Source organism: Thioclava sediminum (genome assembly GCF_002020355.1).
GTDB classification, from domain to species: Bacteria; Pseudomonadota; Alphaproteobacteria; order Rhodobacterales; family Rhodobacteraceae; genus Thioclava; species Thioclava sediminum.
Window position 1 is genome coordinate 73,113 of record NZ_MPZV01000005.1, and the last position, 16,940, is coordinate 90,052.

The following is a 16,940-nucleotide window of genomic DNA, read 5'->3' on the forward strand; positions in this document are numbered from 1 at the left end:
AATTTCCCGGCACACTATTCCGAACGCAACAATCTTACAAAGGGGATTCGAGAAAATTTGCAAATAATTGGCAAGCAACGGATAGCGAATTGCATAACTGCGAAGCCCGTTGCTGATCGAAGCCTATCCCCGGTTGCACCCGCGAAGCCGCCTCTGACCCGGGAGAATTTGACGCAGGATTTTTGCAAAGCTACAAATTCCTTTGCAAAGGGAGGGGCAGATGGCGACTCAGAAACTCTATGCCGGTGTGAAACTACGCGAAACCCGCACGCGGCTTGGCCTGACCCAGAAAGCCTTCGCCGAGCGGCTCGGCGTGTCGCTGCCCTATCTCAACCAGATGGAGAACAACCACCGCCCGGTCTCGGCGCAGGTCGTGCTGGCGCTGGCGAGCGAATTCGGCCTCGACGTGACCGAGCTCTCTGCAGGCGATGCGGAGCGGCTGGTCTCGGACATGCGCGAGGCGCTGGCCGATCCGATCTTCTCCGATGGCGCGCCGCCCTTGGCCGATCTGCGGCTCGCGGCGTCCAATGCCCCGGCGCTGGCGCGGTCTTTCCTCGAGTTGCACCGCGCCTATCGCCAAACCCATGAACGCCTCGCCTCGCTCGACGAAGCCCTGGGCCGCGAGGGCGCGCAGACGGTGGTCTCCCCCTGGGAGGAGGTCCGCGACTTCTTCCACTATTGCGACAATTACATCGACGCCGTCGACCGCGCCGCCGAGCGCTATTCCTGCCGCGATGGCAACCGGTTGGAGCCTATTCCTCATGCAATCGACACCCTCGCGAAACGGGGCATCGACGTGCAGTTTTCCGACATTTCGCAGCTGCGCGAGCGTGACGGAAATCGCCTTCTGATCAACGCCCATGCGGGCCGCCCAACGCAGGCCTTCCAGCTACTTCATCAAGTGGCGCTGCTGACCCAGAACGATCTGCTGGAGGCCACGCTCGACCTCGCGCGCTTCCAGTCCGACACCGCCCGCGCGATCGCCAAGATCGGTCTGGCCAACTACTTTGCGGGCGCCGCGCTTCTACCCTACCGCCCCTTCCTCGAGGCGGCGCAGGAGACCCGCCACGACTTGGAGCGGCTCTGCGATATCTTCACCGCCTCGACCGAGCAGGTCGCCCACCGCCTCTCGACGCTGCAACGGCCCGGCGCGAAGGGCATCCCCTTCTTCTTCGTCCGCGTCGATCAGGCCGGCACGATCACCAAGCGCCACTCCGCGACCCGGCTGCAATTCGCCCGGTTCGGCGGCGCCTGCCCGCTCTGGAACGTCCACCAAGCCTTTGAGACACCAACGAAATTCCTGCGGCAACTTGCCGAGACCCCCGATGGCGTGCGCTACCTCTGCCTCGCGCGCGACGTCTCGAAATCGGGGGGCAGCTTCACTGCGCCCGTGCGTCGTTACGCGATCTGTCTTGGGTGTGAGGTGAGCCACGCGAAGGGGCTCGTTTATGCCGACGATATGGAGCTCGGCAATCCCAAGGCCTACCAGCCGATCGGGATCTCCTGCCGAATCTGCGAGCGCAAGGACTGCCACCAGCGCTCGGTTCCGCCGCTGGAACGCCGGCTGCATGTCGATCCCGACCATCGCGGCCTTCTGCCCTACGACATCGCATAGAAAAACGCCCCGGGGCCGAAGCCTCGAGGCGTCCCACCAAAATCACTCGTTACCCTACAACTCAGGCGTCGGCGGTGCCCAGCATCCGCGCGATCTCGTCCTTCACTGCGGCGCGTTGCTTGCGCAGGTCGGTCTCGGCCAAGCTGTCCATCGGCTCCACATTCGTCTCGGCCCGGTGCACGCGATCGTTGAGCGCGTCGTAATCGTCCAACAATTTTGCAAAATGCGCGTTGGAGATTTTCAACTCGTGAATCCGATCGAGTTTCGTCGGGAATTCTTCTTGCAGCGTGTGCGGCGTATTGGCCATGTCGCTCCCTTTCCTTGCTGTCGGGTCGACATTAGGCCAGCGCGACTCGGCCCACCTTGATGCGCATCAAATCAGCCGCCCGCGCGACGCCATCCGGCCGATTTTGCATCGGCTTCCGAGCAGAACCATCGCTCGCCCTTGGCCTCGTTGATCCGCGTGGCGGCATAAGCGCGCGTGCCCGGCAGATGATAGAGCCGCCCGCGCCCGGAAATATTGCCTTTGATCGCGCAATTTCCCGGCGGAGTCTGCACCTTGGCGGCTGCACGGACCTCTGCGGGGCGCTCCGCCGCGCCCTGCCAGACGCCGAGCCCAGCGCGCCGCGCCCGCTCCTCCTGCGACACATAATCACGCGAATATTTCCGATAGGCGAAGGCCGCCCCGCGCGCGACCATCTCGGCATTCAGGTCGCGCCCGCCTGCCCGGCACACCGCGATCAGCCGCCCGTAGAGATCTTCCTCATCGCCCGAGCAGCGCACCCCCTGCCCCGCGAGCCGCTGCAGCTCCGCCGTGGCCGCCCGACCACAGGCCCAGCGCACACCCTGCGCCGTCTTGCAGCTCTGCTTCGCCTCCGGCGCGTCGATCCCGAAAAGCCGCACCGGCGTATTCGCGACCACCAGCGTATCGCCATCGACGACGCGCGGCAGGCCGCTCACCGTCGCTGCCGAAAGCTGCGATGCGGCTGGCATCGCGAGAAGAACGAGGAGTGAACAAATCCTTAACATGCCCCAGATATCGGCGGAACTGATCTCGCACGCAACAGATTTCGTAGCTGAATAGTAAACGCGAAACTTGGGAGTCCCACATGTCCGACGCGCTCAACCTGATCGGCCGTATCCTGATCGCGCTGCTGTTCTTCGGCGGCGCGGTGCAGAAGGTCAGCGACCCGCAAATGGTGGAGGAGATGATCGGCTGGCTCGGCCTGCCCGGCTGGCTGGTCTGGCCCGTGGCGCTGTTCAACCTGATCGCGGCGCTCGGCCTGATCTTCGGTCCGAAGGTGCGGGGCTGGGCCCTCATCCTTGCCGCCTATTGCATCTTCACCAGCTGGTTTCACTGGCAGCTGCGCGCCGACCCGTGGCAGGTGACGATCTTCGTGAAGAACTGGGCAATCGCGGGCGGGCTTTTGATCCTCGCGGCGCAAGGGCCGGGGCGCTATGCCCTCGACCTCTCGCGCCGCAAGAACGGTTAGATCAGCGCTGCGCCACCTGCCAGTTCGGCGCGATCCACGGCTCGAGGTTCTCGCGCGCGAGCGGCGCGCGGCCCAGCAGGTGATCGGCCATCTTCTCGCCCACCATGATCGAGGGCGCGTTCAGGTTGCCATTGGTGATGCGCGGGAAGACCGAGCTGTCGGCGACCCGCAGCCCCTCCACCCCGAACACGCGCCCTTCCGGATCGACGACGGCGCTCGGATCGCCCGCCGCCCCCATCTTCGCCGTACCACAGGGGTGATAGGCGCTCTCGGCATGCTCGCGGATGAACGCGTCGATCTGCTCATCCGTCTCGACCGCAGCGCCGGGCTGGATCTCGTGCTTCACATGCGCGGCCATCGGCCCTTGCGCAAAGATTTCCCGCGTCAGCCGCACGCATTTGCGGAACTCTGCCCAGTCGTCGGGATGGCTCATATAGTTGAACTTGATCTCGGGCTTGGCCTCAGGATCGCCCGAGCTGAGCCGCACATGCCCACGCGATTTCGAACGCATCGGCCCGACATGCGCCTGGAAGCCATGCCCCTCGGCGGCGGCCTTGCCGTCATAGCGCACCGCGATCGGCAGGAAGTGATACTGGATGTCCGGATAGTCGATCCCGGCATCCGAGCGGATGAAAGCGCAGCTCTCGAACTGGTTCGACGCGCCGAGCCCGCCCTTGGTGAACAGCCACTGCGCGCCCACCCGGGCCTTGCCGTAGAGGTTCCAGTATTTGAACAGCGTCACCGGCTGTTTCGCGGCGAATTGCATATAGATCTCAAGGTGATCCTGCAGGTTCGCACCCACACCCGGGCGATCCGCCAGCACCTCGACTCCATGCTCGCGCAGATGCTCTGCCGGGCCGACACCCGACAGCATCAGCAGCTTCGGCGTGTTGATCGAGCTGGCTGCCAGCACGACCTCGGAGCTCGCGCGGACCACCTCGATCTGGCCCTTGCGCTTGATCTCGACGCCGACGACCTTCTTGCCTTCGAAGACCACGCGCCGCGCCAGACCGCGCACGATCCGCAGCTTGCCGGTCTTGAGCGCCGGGCGCAGATAGGCATTGGCCGCCGACCAGCGACGCCCCTTGTAGATCGTGGCCTCCATCGGCCCGAAGCCTTCCTGCTGCTGGCCGTTGTAATCCTCGGTCACCGGATAGCCCGCCGCCTTGCCCGCCGCGACGAACGCGTCGAACAGCGGGTTGGCGCGCGGCCCGCGGGTCACATGCAGCGGCCCCGAACGGCCGCGCCACTCGGTCTCTTCGCCGCCATGCCAATGCTCCATCCGCTTGTAATAGGGCAGCACGTCGGCATAGCCCCAGCCGGTTGCGCCGCTCTCTTCCCAATGGTCGAAATCGCGCGCGTGGCCCCGGACATAGACCATGCCGTTGATGCTCGACGAGCCGCCCAGCACCTTGCCGCGCGGGGTCGCAAGACGCCGCCCGCCCAGATGCTCCTCGGGTTCCGACTGAAAGCCCCAGTCGTAGATCCCCATATTCATCGGATAGCTCAGCGCGCCGGGCATCTGGATGAACGGCCCCGCATCCGAGCCGCCATGCTCGATTACCACGACGTCGCGGCCCGCTTCCACGAGCCGATACGCCAGCGCCGAGCCACCCGAGCCCGCGCCTACGATCACAAATTCTGCCGAAACACTCATTTTCATCTGGCCTCAAATACTCCGGGGGTCCGGGGGCAGCGCCCCCAGCCTCCCCAAATTCGAACTCAGTAAGGGCGCTCGACCGGTCCCATGCCGACATAGACGGATTTGAGCTGCGTATAGTGCTCCACCGCCGCGCGCGAATTCTCGCGCCCGAAGCCCGATTGCTTGACCGCGCCGAAGGGCATCTCCACCGGCGTCAGGTTATAGGCGTTGATCCAGGTCGTGCCCGCCTGAAGCTGGCTGACCACACGATGCCCGCGCGCCAGATCGCCGGTGAACACACCCGCGGCGAGGCCGAACTGCGTGTCGTTGGCCCGCGCGATTGCCTCTTCCTCGGTCTCGAAATCCAGCACCGACATGACCGGGCCGAAAATCTCCTCGCGCGCGATGGTCATGTCGTCGGTGACATCGGCGAAGACCGTGGGCTGCACGAAGAGCGGCCCCTCATTGCCCGCAGAGCCACCGCAGACCAGCCGCGCGCCTTCGGATTTCGCGCTCTCGACGTAGGACATGACCTTGTCGAACTGCGCCTTCGAGATCAGCGGACCGAACTGCGTCGCCTCATCGAGCGGATCGCCCGCGACGATGGTCTCCGTGCGCTCTTTAAGCCGGGCGAGGAACTTCTCCTTGATGCCCTTCTGCACGAAGACCCGCGTCCCGTTGGAACAGATCTGCCCCGAGGAATAGAAATTCCCCAGCATCGCCGCGCCGATCGCGCTTTCGATATCGGCGTCGTCGAACACGATCATCGGGGATTTGCCGCCCAATTCCATCGTGACGTGTTTCATGCCTGCCGAAGCCGCCTGATAGACCTTCGCGCCCGTCGGCACCGAGCCCGTCAGCGAGACTTTCGCGATACGCGGATCGGTGGACAGCGCCGCCCCCACCGGGCCGAAGCCCTGCACCACGTTGAAGACACCCGCGGGCATCCCGGCTTCGATGAAAATCTCGGCCAGCTTCAGCGCGCCCAGCGGCGTCATCTCGGAAGGCTTGAACACCATCGCGTTGCCGGTCGACAGCGCGGGCGCGGATTTCCAGCAGGCGATCTGGCTGGGATAGTTCCACGCGCCGATGCCCGCGCAGACGCCCAGCGGCTCGCGGATCGTATAGGCGAAATCGCCGCCCAGCGGCATCGTCTCGCCGGTCAGCGTGGGAGCGAGACCTGCGAAATACTCCAGCGCCTCGGCGCCCGAGGGCCAGTCGGCCTCGCGGGTTTCCTGAATCGGCTTGCCGGTGTCGAGGGTTTCCAGCAGCGCCAGCTCCTCGCCACGCTCGCGGATGATCGCGACGGCGCGGGTCAGGATGCGGCCGCGCTCGACCGGGCGCAGCGCGGCCCAGTCCTTCTGCGCCTCAACCGCCCCGGAAATCGCGGCGTCGATCACCGCAGGGGTCGCCGCATGCAGCTTCGCGATCACCTCGCCGGTGCCGGGATAGGTGACGATCAGCTCGTCGCCGTCGGTGTCTTCCATCCAGTCGCCATTCACGAAATGGCTTGCTTTCGGCTGTGCCCTCATTGGTGGACCTCCAATTCTTTTTCCAGATGCGCCAGCACCAGTTCGCAGGCGGCCTCGCGGTCGGGATCGCCCGCGACCAGCGCCGCGCGGATGTAGACGCCGTCGATCAGCGCGCCCAAACCCTCGGCCACGGAGCCCGCACGGTCGCCGACCAGCGGCCGCAGCCCGTGCATGAGGTTGGAGCGCAGACGGCGCTGATAGATATGCAGCAGGCGCCGGGCTTCGGCGCTCGACTGCGCGAGAACGTAAAAGTTCAGCCACGCGGCGATCGCCTCGTGCCGGAACGAGCCCGCCGCGAAAGAACCCATCACAACTGCGCGAACACGCTCATGCGGGGTCTGCGCCATCGCCATCGCGCCGCGCACTTCCGCGCCGTAGATCGACAGAATCGACCGCATCGCGGCGAGGAAAATCCGGTCTTTCGACCCGAAATAATGGTGCGCCAGCGCCGAGGACATACCTGCGCGCCGGGCGATCTGCGCGACCGTCACGTCGAGCGATCCCGCCTCGCCCACTGTCTCAATAGTCGCTTTGACCAAGGCAGCGCGCCGTATAGGCTCTGCTCCAAGCTTCGGCATGTGATCGGCCTCCTTCCGGGTGGCTTGCTTGCATGTCGAGCTAGAACATGTTTATTGACTCGTCAATCAACAACCGCATCCCGCGGTTTTTCTTAACGCTGCACAGGGAGAAAAAAGCATGAAACTTCGTTCCACGCTCCTCGCAATGGGGGCTGCGCTCTCGCTCGGGCTGGCAGGCATCGCGCCCGCACAGGCCGCCGATTGCTCGAAAGTGACCTTCTCCGATGTCGGCTGGACCGACATCACTTCGACCACCGCCGTCGCGACCACCATCCTCGAAGCGCTCGGCTACGAGACCGACACCAAGGTGCTCTCGGTCCCGGTGACCTACGAGGCGCTCTCGAAGGGCGATGTCGACGTGTTCCTCGGCAACTGGATGCCCTCGATGGCCGCCAACGTGGATCCCTACACCAAGGACGGCACGGTCGAGACGCTCGGCACCAACCTGACCGGCGCGAAATACACGCTCGCGACCAACGCCGCCGGTGCCAAGGCCGGCATCAAGGACTTCTCCGACATCGCCAAGCACGCCGACGAGCTGGACAACCAGATCTACGGCATCGAGCCGGGCAATGACGGCAACGCGCTGATCCTCGACATGATCGACAAGGACGCGTTCGGCCTGAAGGACTTCGACCTGAAGGAAAGCTCCGAGCAGGGCATGCTCGCGCAGGTCGCGCGCGCCGACAAGGCCGACAAGCCGATCATCTTCCTCGCGTGGGAACCCCACCCGATGAACTCCAACTTCGACATCACCTACCTGTCGGGCGGCGATGACTTCTTCGGCCCCGACTACGGCGGTGCGACGGTCATGACCAACGTCCGCGCGGGCTATGTCGACGAATGCCCGAACCCGGGCAAGTTCGTCTCCAACCTGAAGTTCACCCTCGGGATGGAAAACGAGATCATGGGCAAGATCCTCGACGATGGCGACGATCCCAAGGACGCCGCGAAGGCTTGGCTCAAAGCCAATCCCGATGCCTGGAAAGCCTGGCTCGACGGTGTGACCGCGAAGGACGGCGGCGACGCGCAGGCAGCGGTCGAGAAAGCGCTGAACTCGTGAGCCTTTGGGCGAAATATTCGCGCGGGCGACAGGGCATGACCCTCCGCCCCCGCTTCCCCTCGGTCCGCGCCCTCACCGGCGCGGCCCTTCTCTTCGCGGGGATGATCGCAGCGCCCCTCACCCCGGCGCGCGCCGCGGATTGCCCAGATGCCGAGGCCCTGCACGCGGCGGGCGTCACGCTTACCCGCAACAGCCCGAAAATGGCGCAGGCCTATCGCTACGAGAACGGCACGCTGACCTCCTACCGGGTCGACGATCCCGAACTCGGCCGGCCGCCCAAGCGCGAGCGCTACGACCATCCGCTGGCGGTGAGCCTGCAGGAAATGGACGGGCGCAGCTTCGCGCTCATCTATGACGACGACCCCACGCGGCTCGACCAACTGCCGCAGCTGGGCAACTGGCGCACCCCGGTGAGCCTGAAAGTCGACGGCGAGACCAAGGATCGCGGCACCATCTCCTACGCCTATCGCGGCACCGGCTCGGTGCAGATCGGCGCGTGCCGCTACGATGTCTGGCAGGTCGTCGAACGGATCGCGATGGGCAAGCTGCGCACCGCCTTCCTCAAGGAATTCTCTCCCAAGGCCGGGCTGGTCCTGCGCGTGACCAAGCTCGACCCCGAAACCGGCAAGGCGCAATCGCAAGTCGCCTTCGACCGCATCGAGACGCGCCAGAAATAACAAACCGCAAGGACAGCTATGAACTGGTTGACCGATACCAAAATCCCCGTGGGCAAGACGGCCAAGATCGTGATCGACTGGCTGCAGGACCACGCCGCACCGCTCTTCGACGCGCTCTCCGTGGCGCTGAAGGCCCTGATCGACGCAACGCTCTGGGTGCTGCAAGGCCCCCCGCCCCTTCTCGTGATCCTCGCCTTCGCGGTGATCGCCTACCTGCTGCAGCGCAGCTGGAAGATTTCCCTGCTGGTGATCGTGGGCTTCCTGTTCATCCTCAACCAGGACTACTGGGAGGAAACCACCGAGAGCCTCACCCTCGTGATCGCCGCCTGCGTGGTCTGCATGGGGATCGGCGTGCCGATCGGCATCGCCGCCGCCCACCGTCCGCGCCTGTATTCGGTGCTGCAGCCGGTCTTGGACCTGATGCAGACGCTGCCGGCCTTCGTCTACCTGATCCCGGCCATCGTCTTCTTCGGCATCGGCATGGTGCCGGGCCTGATCGCGACCGTGATCTTCGTGCTGCCCGCGCCGATCCGCCTGACCCATCTGGGCGTTTCCTCGACGCCCGATACGCTAACCGAGGCCGCCCAATCCTTCGGCGCGACCAAGAGCCAGCTCTTGTGGAAGGTCGAACTGCCCTACGCCACGCCGCAGATCATGGCCGGTCTGAACCAGACCATCATGCTCTCGCTCTCGATGGTCGTGGTGGCCGCGCTTGTCGGCGCTGACGGCCTCGGCGTGCCAGTCGTGCGCGCGCTCAACACCGTCAACACGGCGCTCGGCTTCGAGTCCGGCTTCGTGATCGTCGTCGTCGCCATCATCCTTGACCGCATGCTGCGCCGCGGAGGTTCGAAATGACCCAGACCAAAGCCAAAACCGCCGTCAAATTCGACAATGTCTCCATCGTCTTCGGCGACCGCCCGCAAGAGGCGCTGCCCCTGATGGATGAAGGGCTCTCGCGCCCCGAGATTCAGGAGCGTACCGATCAGGTGCTGGGCGTGCATGACTGCTCGGTCGAGGTGCCCGAAGGCGAGATCCTCGTGCTGATGGGCCTCTCGGGCTCGGGCAAATCGACGCTGCTGCGCGCGGTGAACGGGCTGAACCCGGTCGTGCGCGGTCAGGTCGAGGTGCATGACGGCGAGCGTCTCGTCGACGTCACCCATGCCGACCCCGCGACCTTGCGCAAAATGCGCCTCAACAAGATCGCGATGGTCTTCCAGCAATTCGGCCTGCTGCCCTGGCGGACCGTGCGCGAGAATGTCGGCCTCGGCCTCGAACTCGCCGGCATGAGCAAGACGGAACGCCGCAAGAAGGTCGACACCCAGTTGGAACTGGTGGGCCTGTCGGACTGGGCCGACCGTCAGGTGGCAGAGCTGTCGGGCGGCATGCAGCAGCGCGTGGGCCTCGCCCGCGCCTTCGCCACCGACGCGCCGATCCTTCTGATGGACGAGCCGTTCTCCGCGCTCGACCCGCTGATCCGCACCAAGCTGCAGGACGAGTTGCTGGAGCTGCAGACCAAGCTCAAGCGCACGATCATCTTCGTCAGCCACGACCTCGACGAAGCCTTCAAGATCGGCAACCGGATCGCGCTGATGGAAGGCGGCCGGATCGTGCAATGCGGCACCGCGCGCGACATCATCGCCAAGCCCGCCAACGGCTATGTGGCCGATTTCGTGGCCCATATGAACCCGCTCGGCGTGCTGACCGCAGAAGACATCGCCGATCCCGTCGGCACGCCCACCGGCGATGCCACCGGCGAGCCGATGCCCGCCGACGCGCCCGTGCGCGACGTGATGGAGCGGCTGCGCTACGAGCCTGCGGTGCCGCTCACCGATGGCCGTGTCGTGACCCGCGAGGGCGTCATCACGCGGCTCATCGACCCCCAGCGCAGCGCCGAGGCGAGCTGAGGGACGCTTCGCGGAGGATATTTTGACCAAGCCGAAACCAAGGCGCGCGCGCCCCTTCGGCTGGGCTCAAATATCCCCGCCGGAGGCATCCGACATTTGCAAAAAGCGCCGCACTGTCAGATCTTGGTGGCAGGCGGAGGCGGCGTCACCCGGCGTTTGAGCTGCGCCTCGCGGAAGGTCATGTAGCTGACCGAGGCGATGATGATCGCACCGCCGAGGATCACGTAAGGGTCCGGGCGCTCGCCGAAAATCGACCAGCCCGCAATCGCCGCCCAGACCAGTTGCAGGAAGATGACCGGCTGCGTCACCGTCACAGGCGCCGCGGCGAAGGCTCGCGTCATGCAGTAATGCCCGCCCGTCGCGAACACTGCCACCGCGCCCAGCCAAAGCGTCTCCGACAGCGTGATCGGCTCCCATTTCCAGATCGCCACCGGGGCGAGCGCCACCGTCACCACCAGCGTCATCATCGCGACCACCGTGCCCGCGGGGACATAATCGGTCAGCCGCTTCGCGGCGAGATAGGCGCCGCCGAAGAACAGCGCCGCGCCAAGCTGGGCGAGATGGCCCGGCTCGATCGCGCGCATCCCCGGGCGCAGGATGATCAGCGCGCCGATCAGCGCGACGACCACCGCCGTCACGCGCCGCCATGCCAGCCCCTCGCCCAGCAGGAGCGCGCCGCCCACCGTCACCACGATCGGGTTGAGATAGTTGATCGCAGTGACATCGGCGATCGGGATATTGCTCATCGCGAAGAACCACAGCCCCACCGCCACCGCATGCAGCGCCCCGCGCAGCCCGAACAGCGCCCAGACCTGAGGCGGGAAGTTCTGGCGCAGGATGCGGGCCAGCGCGGGCGCGAAGAAGATCAGCCCCCACATGAAGCGCACGAAGGCCGATTGCGCGGCGGGCACCTGATCGCCCAGCCAGTGAACGATGATGTTCACCATCACGAAACAGGCGGTGGTGGCGAGCATCCACAGGATGCCGATCAGCGGTTTGTTGGGTTTGTCTTGCGCGGTCATGACACCTCTTGGACGCTGGTTCGGCACCGCGCGCAAGGGGCGGCTTTGTGTCGGTTATAATGCGCCCGCCGCGAGCTTCCAGGCGATCGAGCCCATCAGCACCGCGATCAGCGCATCGAGCACGCGCCATGCGCTCTCCTTGGCGAAAAGCGGTGCCAGAAGTCGCGCGCCATAGGCCAGTGCGAAGAAGAACAGGAAAGAGGCCACGATCGCGCCGGTGGCGAAGCTGATCCGCGCGCCCGCGAACTGCGCCGAGACCGCACCCAGCAGCACCACCGTATCGAGCCAGACATGCGGGTTCGCCCAAGTGAAAGCGGCCACCGTCACCAGCACAGCGCGCAGGGACGGCGCGCTGCCTGCGCTCGGGTCGAGATGCTCGCCGCCCCGGATCGCCGCCAAAGCGGAGCGGGTCGCATACCAGCTGAGAAAAGCGACACCGCCCCAGCGCAGCGTCTCCGGCAGCCATGGCAGCGCCATGGAGGCCGCCGCGAAGCCCGACACGCCAAGCGCGATCAGCACCGCATCGGAAAGCGCACAGAACAGCGCCACCGCGAAGACATGCTCACGCCGCAGCCCCTGACGCAGCACGAAAGCGTTTTGCGCGCCGATCGCCACGATCAGCCCGAGCCCCAGTTTCAGCCCCGCCCAGAATGCCACCAATTCCATCCGCCTCACCTCCGGTCTGCTCAGAAACGCTTCTCAGTGCCGGGGCGAGCGTATAAGTTCAACTTAATTAAACTAACTCTGTATAAGTAAAACTTATGTTCGACTATGCCGCGCTGGATGCGCTCGCCACCGTGATCGAGACCGGAAGCTTCGAGGCCGCCAGCGCACGGCTCGGGGTATCGCAATCGGCCGTCTCGCAACGGGTCCGCCAGTTGGAGGAACGCATGGGCGCGGTTCTGGTGATCCGCGCCACGCCCTGCCGCGCGACCGAGGATGGCGCGCGGCTGATCGCCCATCTGCGCGAGGTGGCGCTTCTGGAAACCGAGCTTGCGCCCTCCGAGACCCCGCCGGTTCTGCGCATCGCGGTGAATGCGGACAGTCTGGCGACTTGGGTGCTGCCCGCGCTGGCCGAGATCGAGGGTGTGCGTTTCGATCTGGTGATCGACGATCAAGACCATTCGGCGGGGCTGTTGCGCCGCGGTGAGGTCGCGGGCGCGATCACTGCCGACGAGGGGCCGATTGCGGGCTGCGACAGCGTGAGCCTCGGGCGGCTGCGCTATATCGCGACGGCGAGCCCGGATTTCGTCGCGCGCTATTTCCCGGACCGGATCGACCGGCACTCCTTGCGCGCGGCCCCTGCCCTGCAGTTCAACGCCAAGGATCGGCTGCAGGACCGCTGGGCCTCGATGATCGCGGGCATGCCGATGGGGCTGCGCGCGCATCGTATCGGCTCGACCGAAGGTTTCGTGGAGGCCTGTCTGCGCGGCATGGGCTGGGGGCTGAACCCCGAGGCGCTGGTGCGCGCGCATCTGGAAAGCGGCGCGCTGGAACGGCTGGGCCCGGCGCCGATCGACGTGCCGCTCTACTGGCAAAGCGCGAGGCGGCTGAAAGCCCCGCTCGCGCCGCTGACCAAAGCGCTGCGGCAGGCGGCGAAAGCGGTGTTGTTGTAAGGGGCCGGTTACAGGGCGTTGCGCGCGGCTCGTTCCGGCCAGAGCGGCTCCCCGGCCTGAGCGCGCGTTGCCCGCGGCCTGCGCGGCGCGCATAGTGATGGATGTCCCGCAGGCTTGTCAGGAGGAGAGACGCCCATGGAGCTACCCGATTTCATTCAGGCCTTCCCCGCCCTCGATCTGCCGTTTCCCGAAGATCAGGTGCGCAGCCACGCGATCCGCTCGGAGGCAGGGCTGGTGGTGTTCCTGCACTTCCTCACCGATTTCGACCTGCCGCCCCATGCGCATAAGGCCCAGTGGGGCACGGTGATCGAAGGCGAGGCGGAGTTGACCATCGCAGGCGAGACCCGGGTCTATCGCCCCGGTGACAGCTACGACATCCCCGCCGGCGCAGAGCATTCGGCGCGGCTCAAGGCGGGGACGAAGGTGATCGACGCCTTCGAGGAGGCCGATCGCTATCCGCTGAAAGCCTGAAGAAAGGCGCTCAGACCCGGATCACCGAGACGCTCTGGTTGATCAGCATCGCGGGGGCCTGCGATTCCATGAAGGCCACGTCATAGGCATCGCGCCCAACCGCGACCAGCGCCATGTTCTCGGCCCCGCACATGCCGGTCGCATCGACGAGGTGCCACGCGCCATCGAGCCAGACCTCGGCCACGGCGTGGAAATCCTGCGGCCACACATCCGGCCCGTAGGAGGACGCCATGCGCGCCGGGATCTGAGCCGCGCGCACCATCGCGCAGAACAGATGCGCGTAGTCGCGGCACACCCCTGCCCGGCCCGCGAAGGTCTCGAGCACGTTGGTGTCGCTATCCGACGCGCCGGGCACATAAGACAGGTTCTTCTCGATCCAGTCGCGGATCGCGGCCACCTTCGCCCCGCCCTGCAGATCGCCGAAACGCTTGCTCACGAAGGAGACAAACTTGTCCGACTGCACGTAGCGCGAGGGCCGGATATAGGGCGCGGCCTCGGCGGGCAGCTCGTGGAGCTGTGCCGCCCGCATCTGCGTCAGGTCGATCGCCGGACGCGTGATGTCGATCAGCGCCTGATAATGCAGCGTCATCTGCGTGCCGACCTGCGCCCAGATCCGCTCGCCCACGCCGCAATCGCCCGCGATCCGGCCCACGCTCGCATCGCCGAGGTTCATCGACGCGTCGACGATCTCCTGCCCCGGAGCCTGCGCCGCTTCGAGCACCAGCGCGACCGTATTCGGCTGCGGGAACTGGTATTGCATCTGCACGTCGACGGAAATGCGCATGGCGGCTCCTTCTCTCGGGATTCAGGTGGTGTCACTGGGATGGAGCGCGCCGCGTAACAGAGACACGTCGGTGGGGAAAGGGGGGCGCCGAGGGTTTGGTTCCCTATCGCACGCCGGAAAGCCGAACCCGCTGGACCGGGCTGGTCGTGCGCCTCGAGACCGTCCATGATACAGGTGCGAAAACGCCCCGGGACAAAAAGGTGAGTAATGGCGCCCAACGATAGCTACAGACCGGCTTGCCTGCTCGTCTTTTCCACCCAGAGGACCGGCAGTTCGCTGCTTTGCGACTATCTGCAACGCGCGGGTTTGGGAAAAGCGGGCGAATTTTTCCTGCTTTTGATGCGCAGCAAACCCCGCAATGAGATCACGCCTGCGGATTTCTTCGCCGCGGCTGAAATGGGGCGTGGCGAAAACGGAACTTCGGCGATCAACGTGATGTCTAACCAGCTTGCTCCGATCGCGGAAGCCTTTTTCGGCAAACCGGCCTATGAGGCTTTGGAGCCGGTGGCGGCTCACGCACAGTTCATCGACGCCTATGCAAAAATCTTCGGATCGAGCGCCTATCTGCGCATCTCTCGCAGCGACCGCGTCGCGCAGGCGGTCTCGCGTCTCGTGCATCGAAAGAGCGGCGTCGCCCATGTGAAAGCCGGAGAGGCGCAACGCACGCCGAACCACAAAGCCGGCAGCGGCGATCCGGTCGACGAGATCACCGGGGCGGACCTTGCCCACGAAATCTTTCGGATCGATCAGGACGAAGCCCATCTCGATGCGGTTCTCGCGCAACTCGACCAGCCCGTTTTCGCCCTCACCTATGAAGACCTGACCGAAGACCCGGAGCGACAGTTTCAGGCCATCTGGCAGTTTTTCGGTTGGGGTGATTTCGACATGCCCCTGCGCACGGACCACACGAAGGTGACCAAGACCGCGGATCTCACCGTTCTGCGGACGAAACTTGCCGCCTATCTGGGGGCCGATCCGGAGAGCAGCGATGCAGACCTGCTCGCGCTGTGCCGGGCCCGCAATGCGCAGGAAGGTCACGGCCCCCGCAGCGCGAAACGAACTGGCGGCCTGAGCAGGCTCCTGCGACGCGGCGCACGCTCGCGCGCATGAAAAAAGGCGCCACTAGGGCGCCTTCTCAAGCTCTAGAAGCAAACGCAGGCTTACGCGTCGATCTTGACGAGTTCCACGTCGAAGGTCAGCGCCTTGCCGGCGAGCGGGTGGTTCGCGTCGAGGACGAGTTCTTTCTCGTTCGCCTCGGCGACGGTCACGTTCACGGTCTGACCGTCCTGGGTCTGAACCTGAAGCTGGGTGCCCGGCTCGGTCGGGATGTCGTCGGGGATGTTCGCGCGGTCGACCGACTGCATGCGCTCGGGGTGATGCTCGCCATAGGCCTCTGCGGGCTCGACGCGCACGGTGCGCTTTTCGCCCTCTTCCATGCCGGTCACGCCCTTGTCGAGGCCGGGGATGATCTGGCCGGAGCCGAGCGTGAAGGACAGCGGGTCGCGGCCTTCCGAGCTATCGAAGACGGAGCCGTCGTCGAGCTTGCCGGTGTAATGAAGATGCAGGGTGTCGCCAGCCTTTGCTTGGGTCATGGTGATATCCTTTCGCGGGGAGATGAATTTGCCGAGGCCACGGGATTACGCGGGTTCTCGGAGCGTCACGCGACAAATTGGGGGTTCTGGACCGGAATGTAAACCGGGGGGCCGGAATTCGGGCGGTTTGAGGCCGTTCGAGACGCAAAAAGCGCCCCGGAGGGCGCTTTTGACGATTTTCGGTGCGGGTCGCTTACAGCTGCGCTGCGACCTCTTCGGGCACGTCGAAATTGGCGGTGACGGATTGCACGTCGTCATCGTCTTCGAGCGTGTCGATCAGCTTCATCAGCTTCTGGGCGGTTTCCAGATCGACCTCGGTGCGGTTCTGGGGCTTCCAGATCAGCTTGGCTTCCTCGGCCTCGCCCAGTTCTTTCTCCAGCGCGTCGGAGACATCCGAGAGGTCTTCCATCGTGCAATAGATCCAGTGGCCTTCGTCGTCGCTCTCGACGTCTTCGGCGCCCGCCTCAATGGCGGCCATCAGCACGGTCTCGGCATCGCCCACGGAGGCGGGATAGATGATCTCGCCCATCCGGTCGAACATGAAGGACACCGAGCCGGTAGTGCCCAGATTGCCGCCGTTCTTGGTGAAGGTGGAGCGCACGTTCGACGCGGTGCGGTTGAGGTTGTCGGTCATCGCCTCGACGATCACCGCGATGCCTTCGGGGCCGTAGCCCTCGTAGCGGATCTCCGTGTAGTCATCGCCGTCGCCCGCCTGCGATTTCTTGATCGCGCGGTCGATCACATCTTTCGGCATCGACTGGGACTTGGCCGCTTTCACGGCGAGGCGCAGGCGCGGGTTCTTCTCGGGATCGGGGTCGCCCATCTTTGCGGCGACCGTGATCTCTTTCGAGAGCTTGGAAAACATCTTCGAGCGCGCCGCATCCTGCTTGCCCTTGCGGTGCTGGATGTTGGCCCATTTTGAGTGGCCTGCCATGGGTATCTCCGTTCGGA

19 protein-coding genes are annotated in these 16,940 nt (G+C 65.2%); 9 read left to right on the plus strand and 10 right to left on the minus strand.

The window, feature by feature from the left end; translation table 11 throughout:
• Positions 1-220: 220 nt before the first annotated feature.
• Complete coding sequence (locus BMI91_RS17990; protein WP_078606123.1) at positions 221-1,615, plus strand: helix-turn-helix domain-containing protein; 1,395 nt, start codon at positions 221-223, stop codon at positions 1,613-1,615.
• Between the two features lie 61 nt (positions 1,616-1,676).
• On the opposite strand, the gene BMI91_RS17995 is transcribed toward BMI91_RS17990, so the two are convergent.
• Together BMI91_RS17995 and BMI91_RS18000 are read right to left on the minus strand one after the other, a co-directional pair.
• Entirely contained in the window at positions 1,677-1,922 is a 246-nt protein-coding gene (locus tag BMI91_RS17995; protein WP_078542708.1) for an HP1242/YdcH family protein, read from the minus strand.
• 71 nt (positions 1,923-1,993) lie between these two features.
• Positions 1,994-2,608 (minus strand): thermonuclease family protein, encoded by a 615-nt coding sequence (locus BMI91_RS18000; protein ID WP_244176679.1) that lies wholly within the window; start codon positions 2,606-2,608, stop codon positions 1,994-1,996.
• Positions 2,609-2,724: 116 nt separating this feature from the next.
• On the opposite strand from BMI91_RS18000, the gene BMI91_RS18005 reads away from it, so the two are divergent.
• Positions 2,725-3,108, plus strand: coding sequence for a DoxX family protein (locus tag BMI91_RS18005; RefSeq protein WP_078606125.1), 384 nt, complete (start codon positions 2,725-2,727; stop codon positions 3,106-3,108).
• A gap of 1 nt (position 3,109) precedes the next feature.
• Here BMI91_RS18005 and betA read toward each other — a convergent pair whose 3' ends face one another.
• The 3 genes from betA to betI form a co-directional block, all read right to left on the minus strand.
• Positions 3,110-4,765, minus strand: a complete 1,656-nt coding sequence (betA, locus tag BMI91_RS18010) for a choline dehydrogenase (protein ID WP_078606299.1) — start codon at positions 4,763-4,765, stop codon at positions 3,110-3,112.
• Positions 4,766-4,830: 65 nt separating this feature from the next.
• Positions 4,831-6,282, minus strand: a complete 1,452-nt coding sequence (gene betB, locus BMI91_RS18015) for a betaine-aldehyde dehydrogenase (RefSeq protein WP_078606126.1) — start codon at positions 6,280-6,282, stop codon at positions 4,831-4,833.
• Complete coding sequence (gene betI, locus BMI91_RS18020) at positions 6,279-6,860, minus strand: choline-binding transcriptional repressor BetI (RefSeq protein ID WP_078606127.1); 582 nt, start codon at positions 6,858-6,860, stop codon at positions 6,279-6,281. The genes betB and betI overlap by 4 nt, the downstream gene beginning before the upstream one ends.
• Before the next feature lie 118 nt (positions 6,861-6,978).
• Here betI and BMI91_RS18025 point away from each other — a divergent pair, with 118 nt between their 5' ends.
• Genes BMI91_RS18025 through choV form a run of 4 tightly spaced genes read left to right on the plus strand, consistent with a single transcriptional unit; the run spans position 6,979 to position 10,504 of the window.
• A complete protein-coding gene (locus tag BMI91_RS18025) occupies positions 6,979-7,923 on the plus strand; it encodes a choline ABC transporter substrate-binding protein (RefSeq protein WP_078606128.1) in 945 nt (314 codons plus the stop codon).
• Positions 7,924-7,958: 35 nt separating this feature from the next.
• On the plus strand, positions 7,959-8,600 hold the full coding sequence (locus tag BMI91_RS18030; RefSeq protein WP_078601822.1) for a hypothetical protein: 642 nt from the start codon (positions 7,959-7,961) through the stop codon (positions 8,598-8,600).
• Positions 8,601-8,618: 18 nt separating this feature from the next.
• Positions 8,619-9,455 carry a choline ABC transporter permease subunit gene (choW, locus tag BMI91_RS18035; RefSeq protein ID WP_078547496.1) on the plus strand — a complete coding sequence of 279 codons (837 nt, stop codon included), beginning with the start codon at positions 8,619-8,621 and terminating at the stop codon, positions 9,453-9,455.
• Positions 9,452-10,504, plus strand: coding sequence for a choline ABC transporter ATP-binding protein (choV, locus tag BMI91_RS18040; protein WP_078606129.1), 1,053 nt, complete (start codon positions 9,452-9,454; stop codon positions 10,502-10,504). The genes choW and choV overlap by 4 nt, the downstream gene beginning before the upstream one ends.
• A 116-nt stretch (positions 10,505-10,620) precedes the next feature.
• On the opposite strand, the gene BMI91_RS18045 is transcribed toward choV, so the two are convergent.
• Positions 10,621-11,526, minus strand: coding sequence for a DMT family transporter (locus tag BMI91_RS18045; protein ID WP_244176680.1), 906 nt, complete (start codon positions 11,524-11,526; stop codon positions 10,621-10,623).
• 54 nt (positions 11,527-11,580) lie between these two features.
• Positions 11,581-12,192 carry a LysE/ArgO family amino acid transporter gene (locus BMI91_RS18050; RefSeq protein WP_078606130.1) on the minus strand — a complete coding sequence of 204 codons (612 nt, stop codon included), beginning with the start codon at positions 12,190-12,192 and terminating at the stop codon, positions 11,581-11,583.
• 95 nt (positions 12,193-12,287) lie between these two features.
• Here BMI91_RS18050 and BMI91_RS18055 point away from each other — a divergent pair, with 95 nt between their 5' ends.
• Together BMI91_RS18055 and BMI91_RS18060 are read left to right on the plus strand one after the other, a co-directional pair.
• Positions 12,288-13,142, plus strand: a complete 855-nt coding sequence (locus BMI91_RS18055; RefSeq protein ID WP_078606131.1) for a LysR family transcriptional regulator ArgP — start codon at positions 12,288-12,290, stop codon at positions 13,140-13,142.
• Positions 13,143-13,277: 135 nt separating this feature from the next.
• Positions 13,278-13,613, plus strand: a complete 336-nt coding sequence (locus BMI91_RS18060) for a cupin domain-containing protein (protein ID WP_078606132.1) — start codon at positions 13,278-13,280, stop codon at positions 13,611-13,613.
• A gap of 10 nt (positions 13,614-13,623) precedes the next feature.
• Here BMI91_RS18060 and BMI91_RS18065 read toward each other — a convergent pair whose 3' ends face one another.
• Complete coding sequence (locus tag BMI91_RS18065; RefSeq protein ID WP_078606133.1) at positions 13,624-14,397, minus strand: transglutaminase-like domain-containing protein; 774 nt, start codon at positions 14,395-14,397, stop codon at positions 13,624-13,626.
• A gap of 207 nt (positions 14,398-14,604) precedes the next feature.
• On the opposite strand from BMI91_RS18065, the gene BMI91_RS18070 reads away from it, so the two are divergent.
• Positions 14,605-15,507, plus strand: coding sequence for a Stf0 family sulfotransferase (locus BMI91_RS18070; protein ID WP_078606134.1), 903 nt, complete (start codon positions 14,605-14,607; stop codon positions 15,505-15,507).
• 50 nt (positions 15,508-15,557) lie between these two features.
• Here the strand turns inward: BMI91_RS18070 and BMI91_RS18075 are convergent, their stop codons facing one another.
• Positions 15,558-15,989 (minus strand): FKBP-type peptidyl-prolyl cis-trans isomerase, encoded by a 432-nt coding sequence (locus tag BMI91_RS18075; RefSeq protein WP_078522873.1) that lies wholly within the window; start codon positions 15,987-15,989, stop codon positions 15,558-15,560.
• Positions 15,990-16,182: 193 nt separating this feature from the next.
• Positions 16,183-16,923, minus strand: a complete 741-nt coding sequence (locus BMI91_RS18080) for a YebC/PmpR family DNA-binding transcriptional regulator (protein ID WP_078522874.1) — start codon at positions 16,921-16,923, stop codon at positions 16,183-16,185.
• Positions 16,924-16,940: the final 17 nt, after the last annotated feature.

Bases quoted from the DNA above. Each gene is read 5' to 3' on its own strand.
- BMI91_RS17990 (WP_078606123.1), top strand. From the start codon at position 221: ATGGCGACTCAGAAACTCTATGCCGGTGTGAAACTACGCGAAACCCGC.
- BMI91_RS17995 (WP_078542708.1), bottom strand. From the start codon at position 1,922: ATGGCCAATACGCCGCACACGCTGCAAGAAGAATTCCCGACGAAACTC.
- BMI91_RS18000 (WP_244176679.1), bottom strand. From the start codon at position 2,608: ATGCCAGCCGCATCGCAGCTTTCGGCAGCGACGGTGAGCGGCCTGCCG.
- BMI91_RS18005 (WP_078606125.1), top strand. From the start codon at position 2,725: ATGTCCGACGCGCTCAACCTGATCGGCCGTATCCTGATCGCGCTGCTG.
- betA (WP_078606299.1), bottom strand. From the start codon at position 4,765: ATGAGTGTTTCGGCAGAATTTGTGATCGTAGGCGCGGGCTCGGGTGGC.
- betB (WP_078606126.1), bottom strand. From the start codon at position 6,282: ATGAGGGCACAGCCGAAAGCAAGCCATTTCGTGAATGGCGACTGGATG.
- betI (WP_078606127.1), bottom strand. From the start codon at position 6,860: ATGCCGAAGCTTGGAGCAGAGCCTATACGGCGCGCTGCCTTGGTCAAA.
- BMI91_RS18025 (WP_078606128.1), top strand. From the start codon at position 6,979: ATGAAACTTCGTTCCACGCTCCTCGCAATGGGGGCTGCGCTCTCGCTC.
- BMI91_RS18030 (WP_078601822.1), top strand. From the start codon at position 7,959: ATGACCCTCCGCCCCCGCTTCCCCTCGGTCCGCGCCCTCACCGGCGCG.
- choW (WP_078547496.1), top strand. From the start codon at position 8,619: ATGAACTGGTTGACCGATACCAAAATCCCCGTGGGCAAGACGGCCAAG.
- choV (WP_078606129.1), top strand. From the start codon at position 9,452: ATGACCCAGACCAAAGCCAAAACCGCCGTCAAATTCGACAATGTCTCC.
- BMI91_RS18045 (WP_244176680.1), bottom strand. From the start codon at position 11,526: ATGACCGCGCAAGACAAACCCAACAAACCGCTGATCGGCATCCTGTGG.
- BMI91_RS18050 (WP_078606130.1), bottom strand. From the start codon at position 12,192: ATGGAATTGGTGGCATTCTGGGCGGGGCTGAAACTGGGGCTCGGGCTG.
- BMI91_RS18055 (WP_078606131.1), top strand. From the start codon at position 12,288: ATGTTCGACTATGCCGCGCTGGATGCGCTCGCCACCGTGATCGAGACC.
- BMI91_RS18060 (WP_078606132.1), top strand. From the start codon at position 13,278: ATGGAGCTACCCGATTTCATTCAGGCCTTCCCCGCCCTCGATCTGCCG.
- BMI91_RS18065 (WP_078606133.1), bottom strand. From the start codon at position 14,397: ATGCGCATTTCCGTCGACGTGCAGATGCAATACCAGTTCCCGCAGCCG.
- BMI91_RS18070 (WP_078606134.1), top strand. From the start codon at position 14,605: ATGGCGCCCAACGATAGCTACAGACCGGCTTGCCTGCTCGTCTTTTCC.
- BMI91_RS18075 (WP_078522873.1), bottom strand. From the start codon at position 15,989: ATGACCCAAGCAAAGGCTGGCGACACCCTGCATCTTCATTACACCGGC.
- BMI91_RS18080 (WP_078522874.1), bottom strand. From the start codon at position 16,923: ATGGCAGGCCACTCAAAATGGGCCAACATCCAGCACCGCAAGGGCAAG.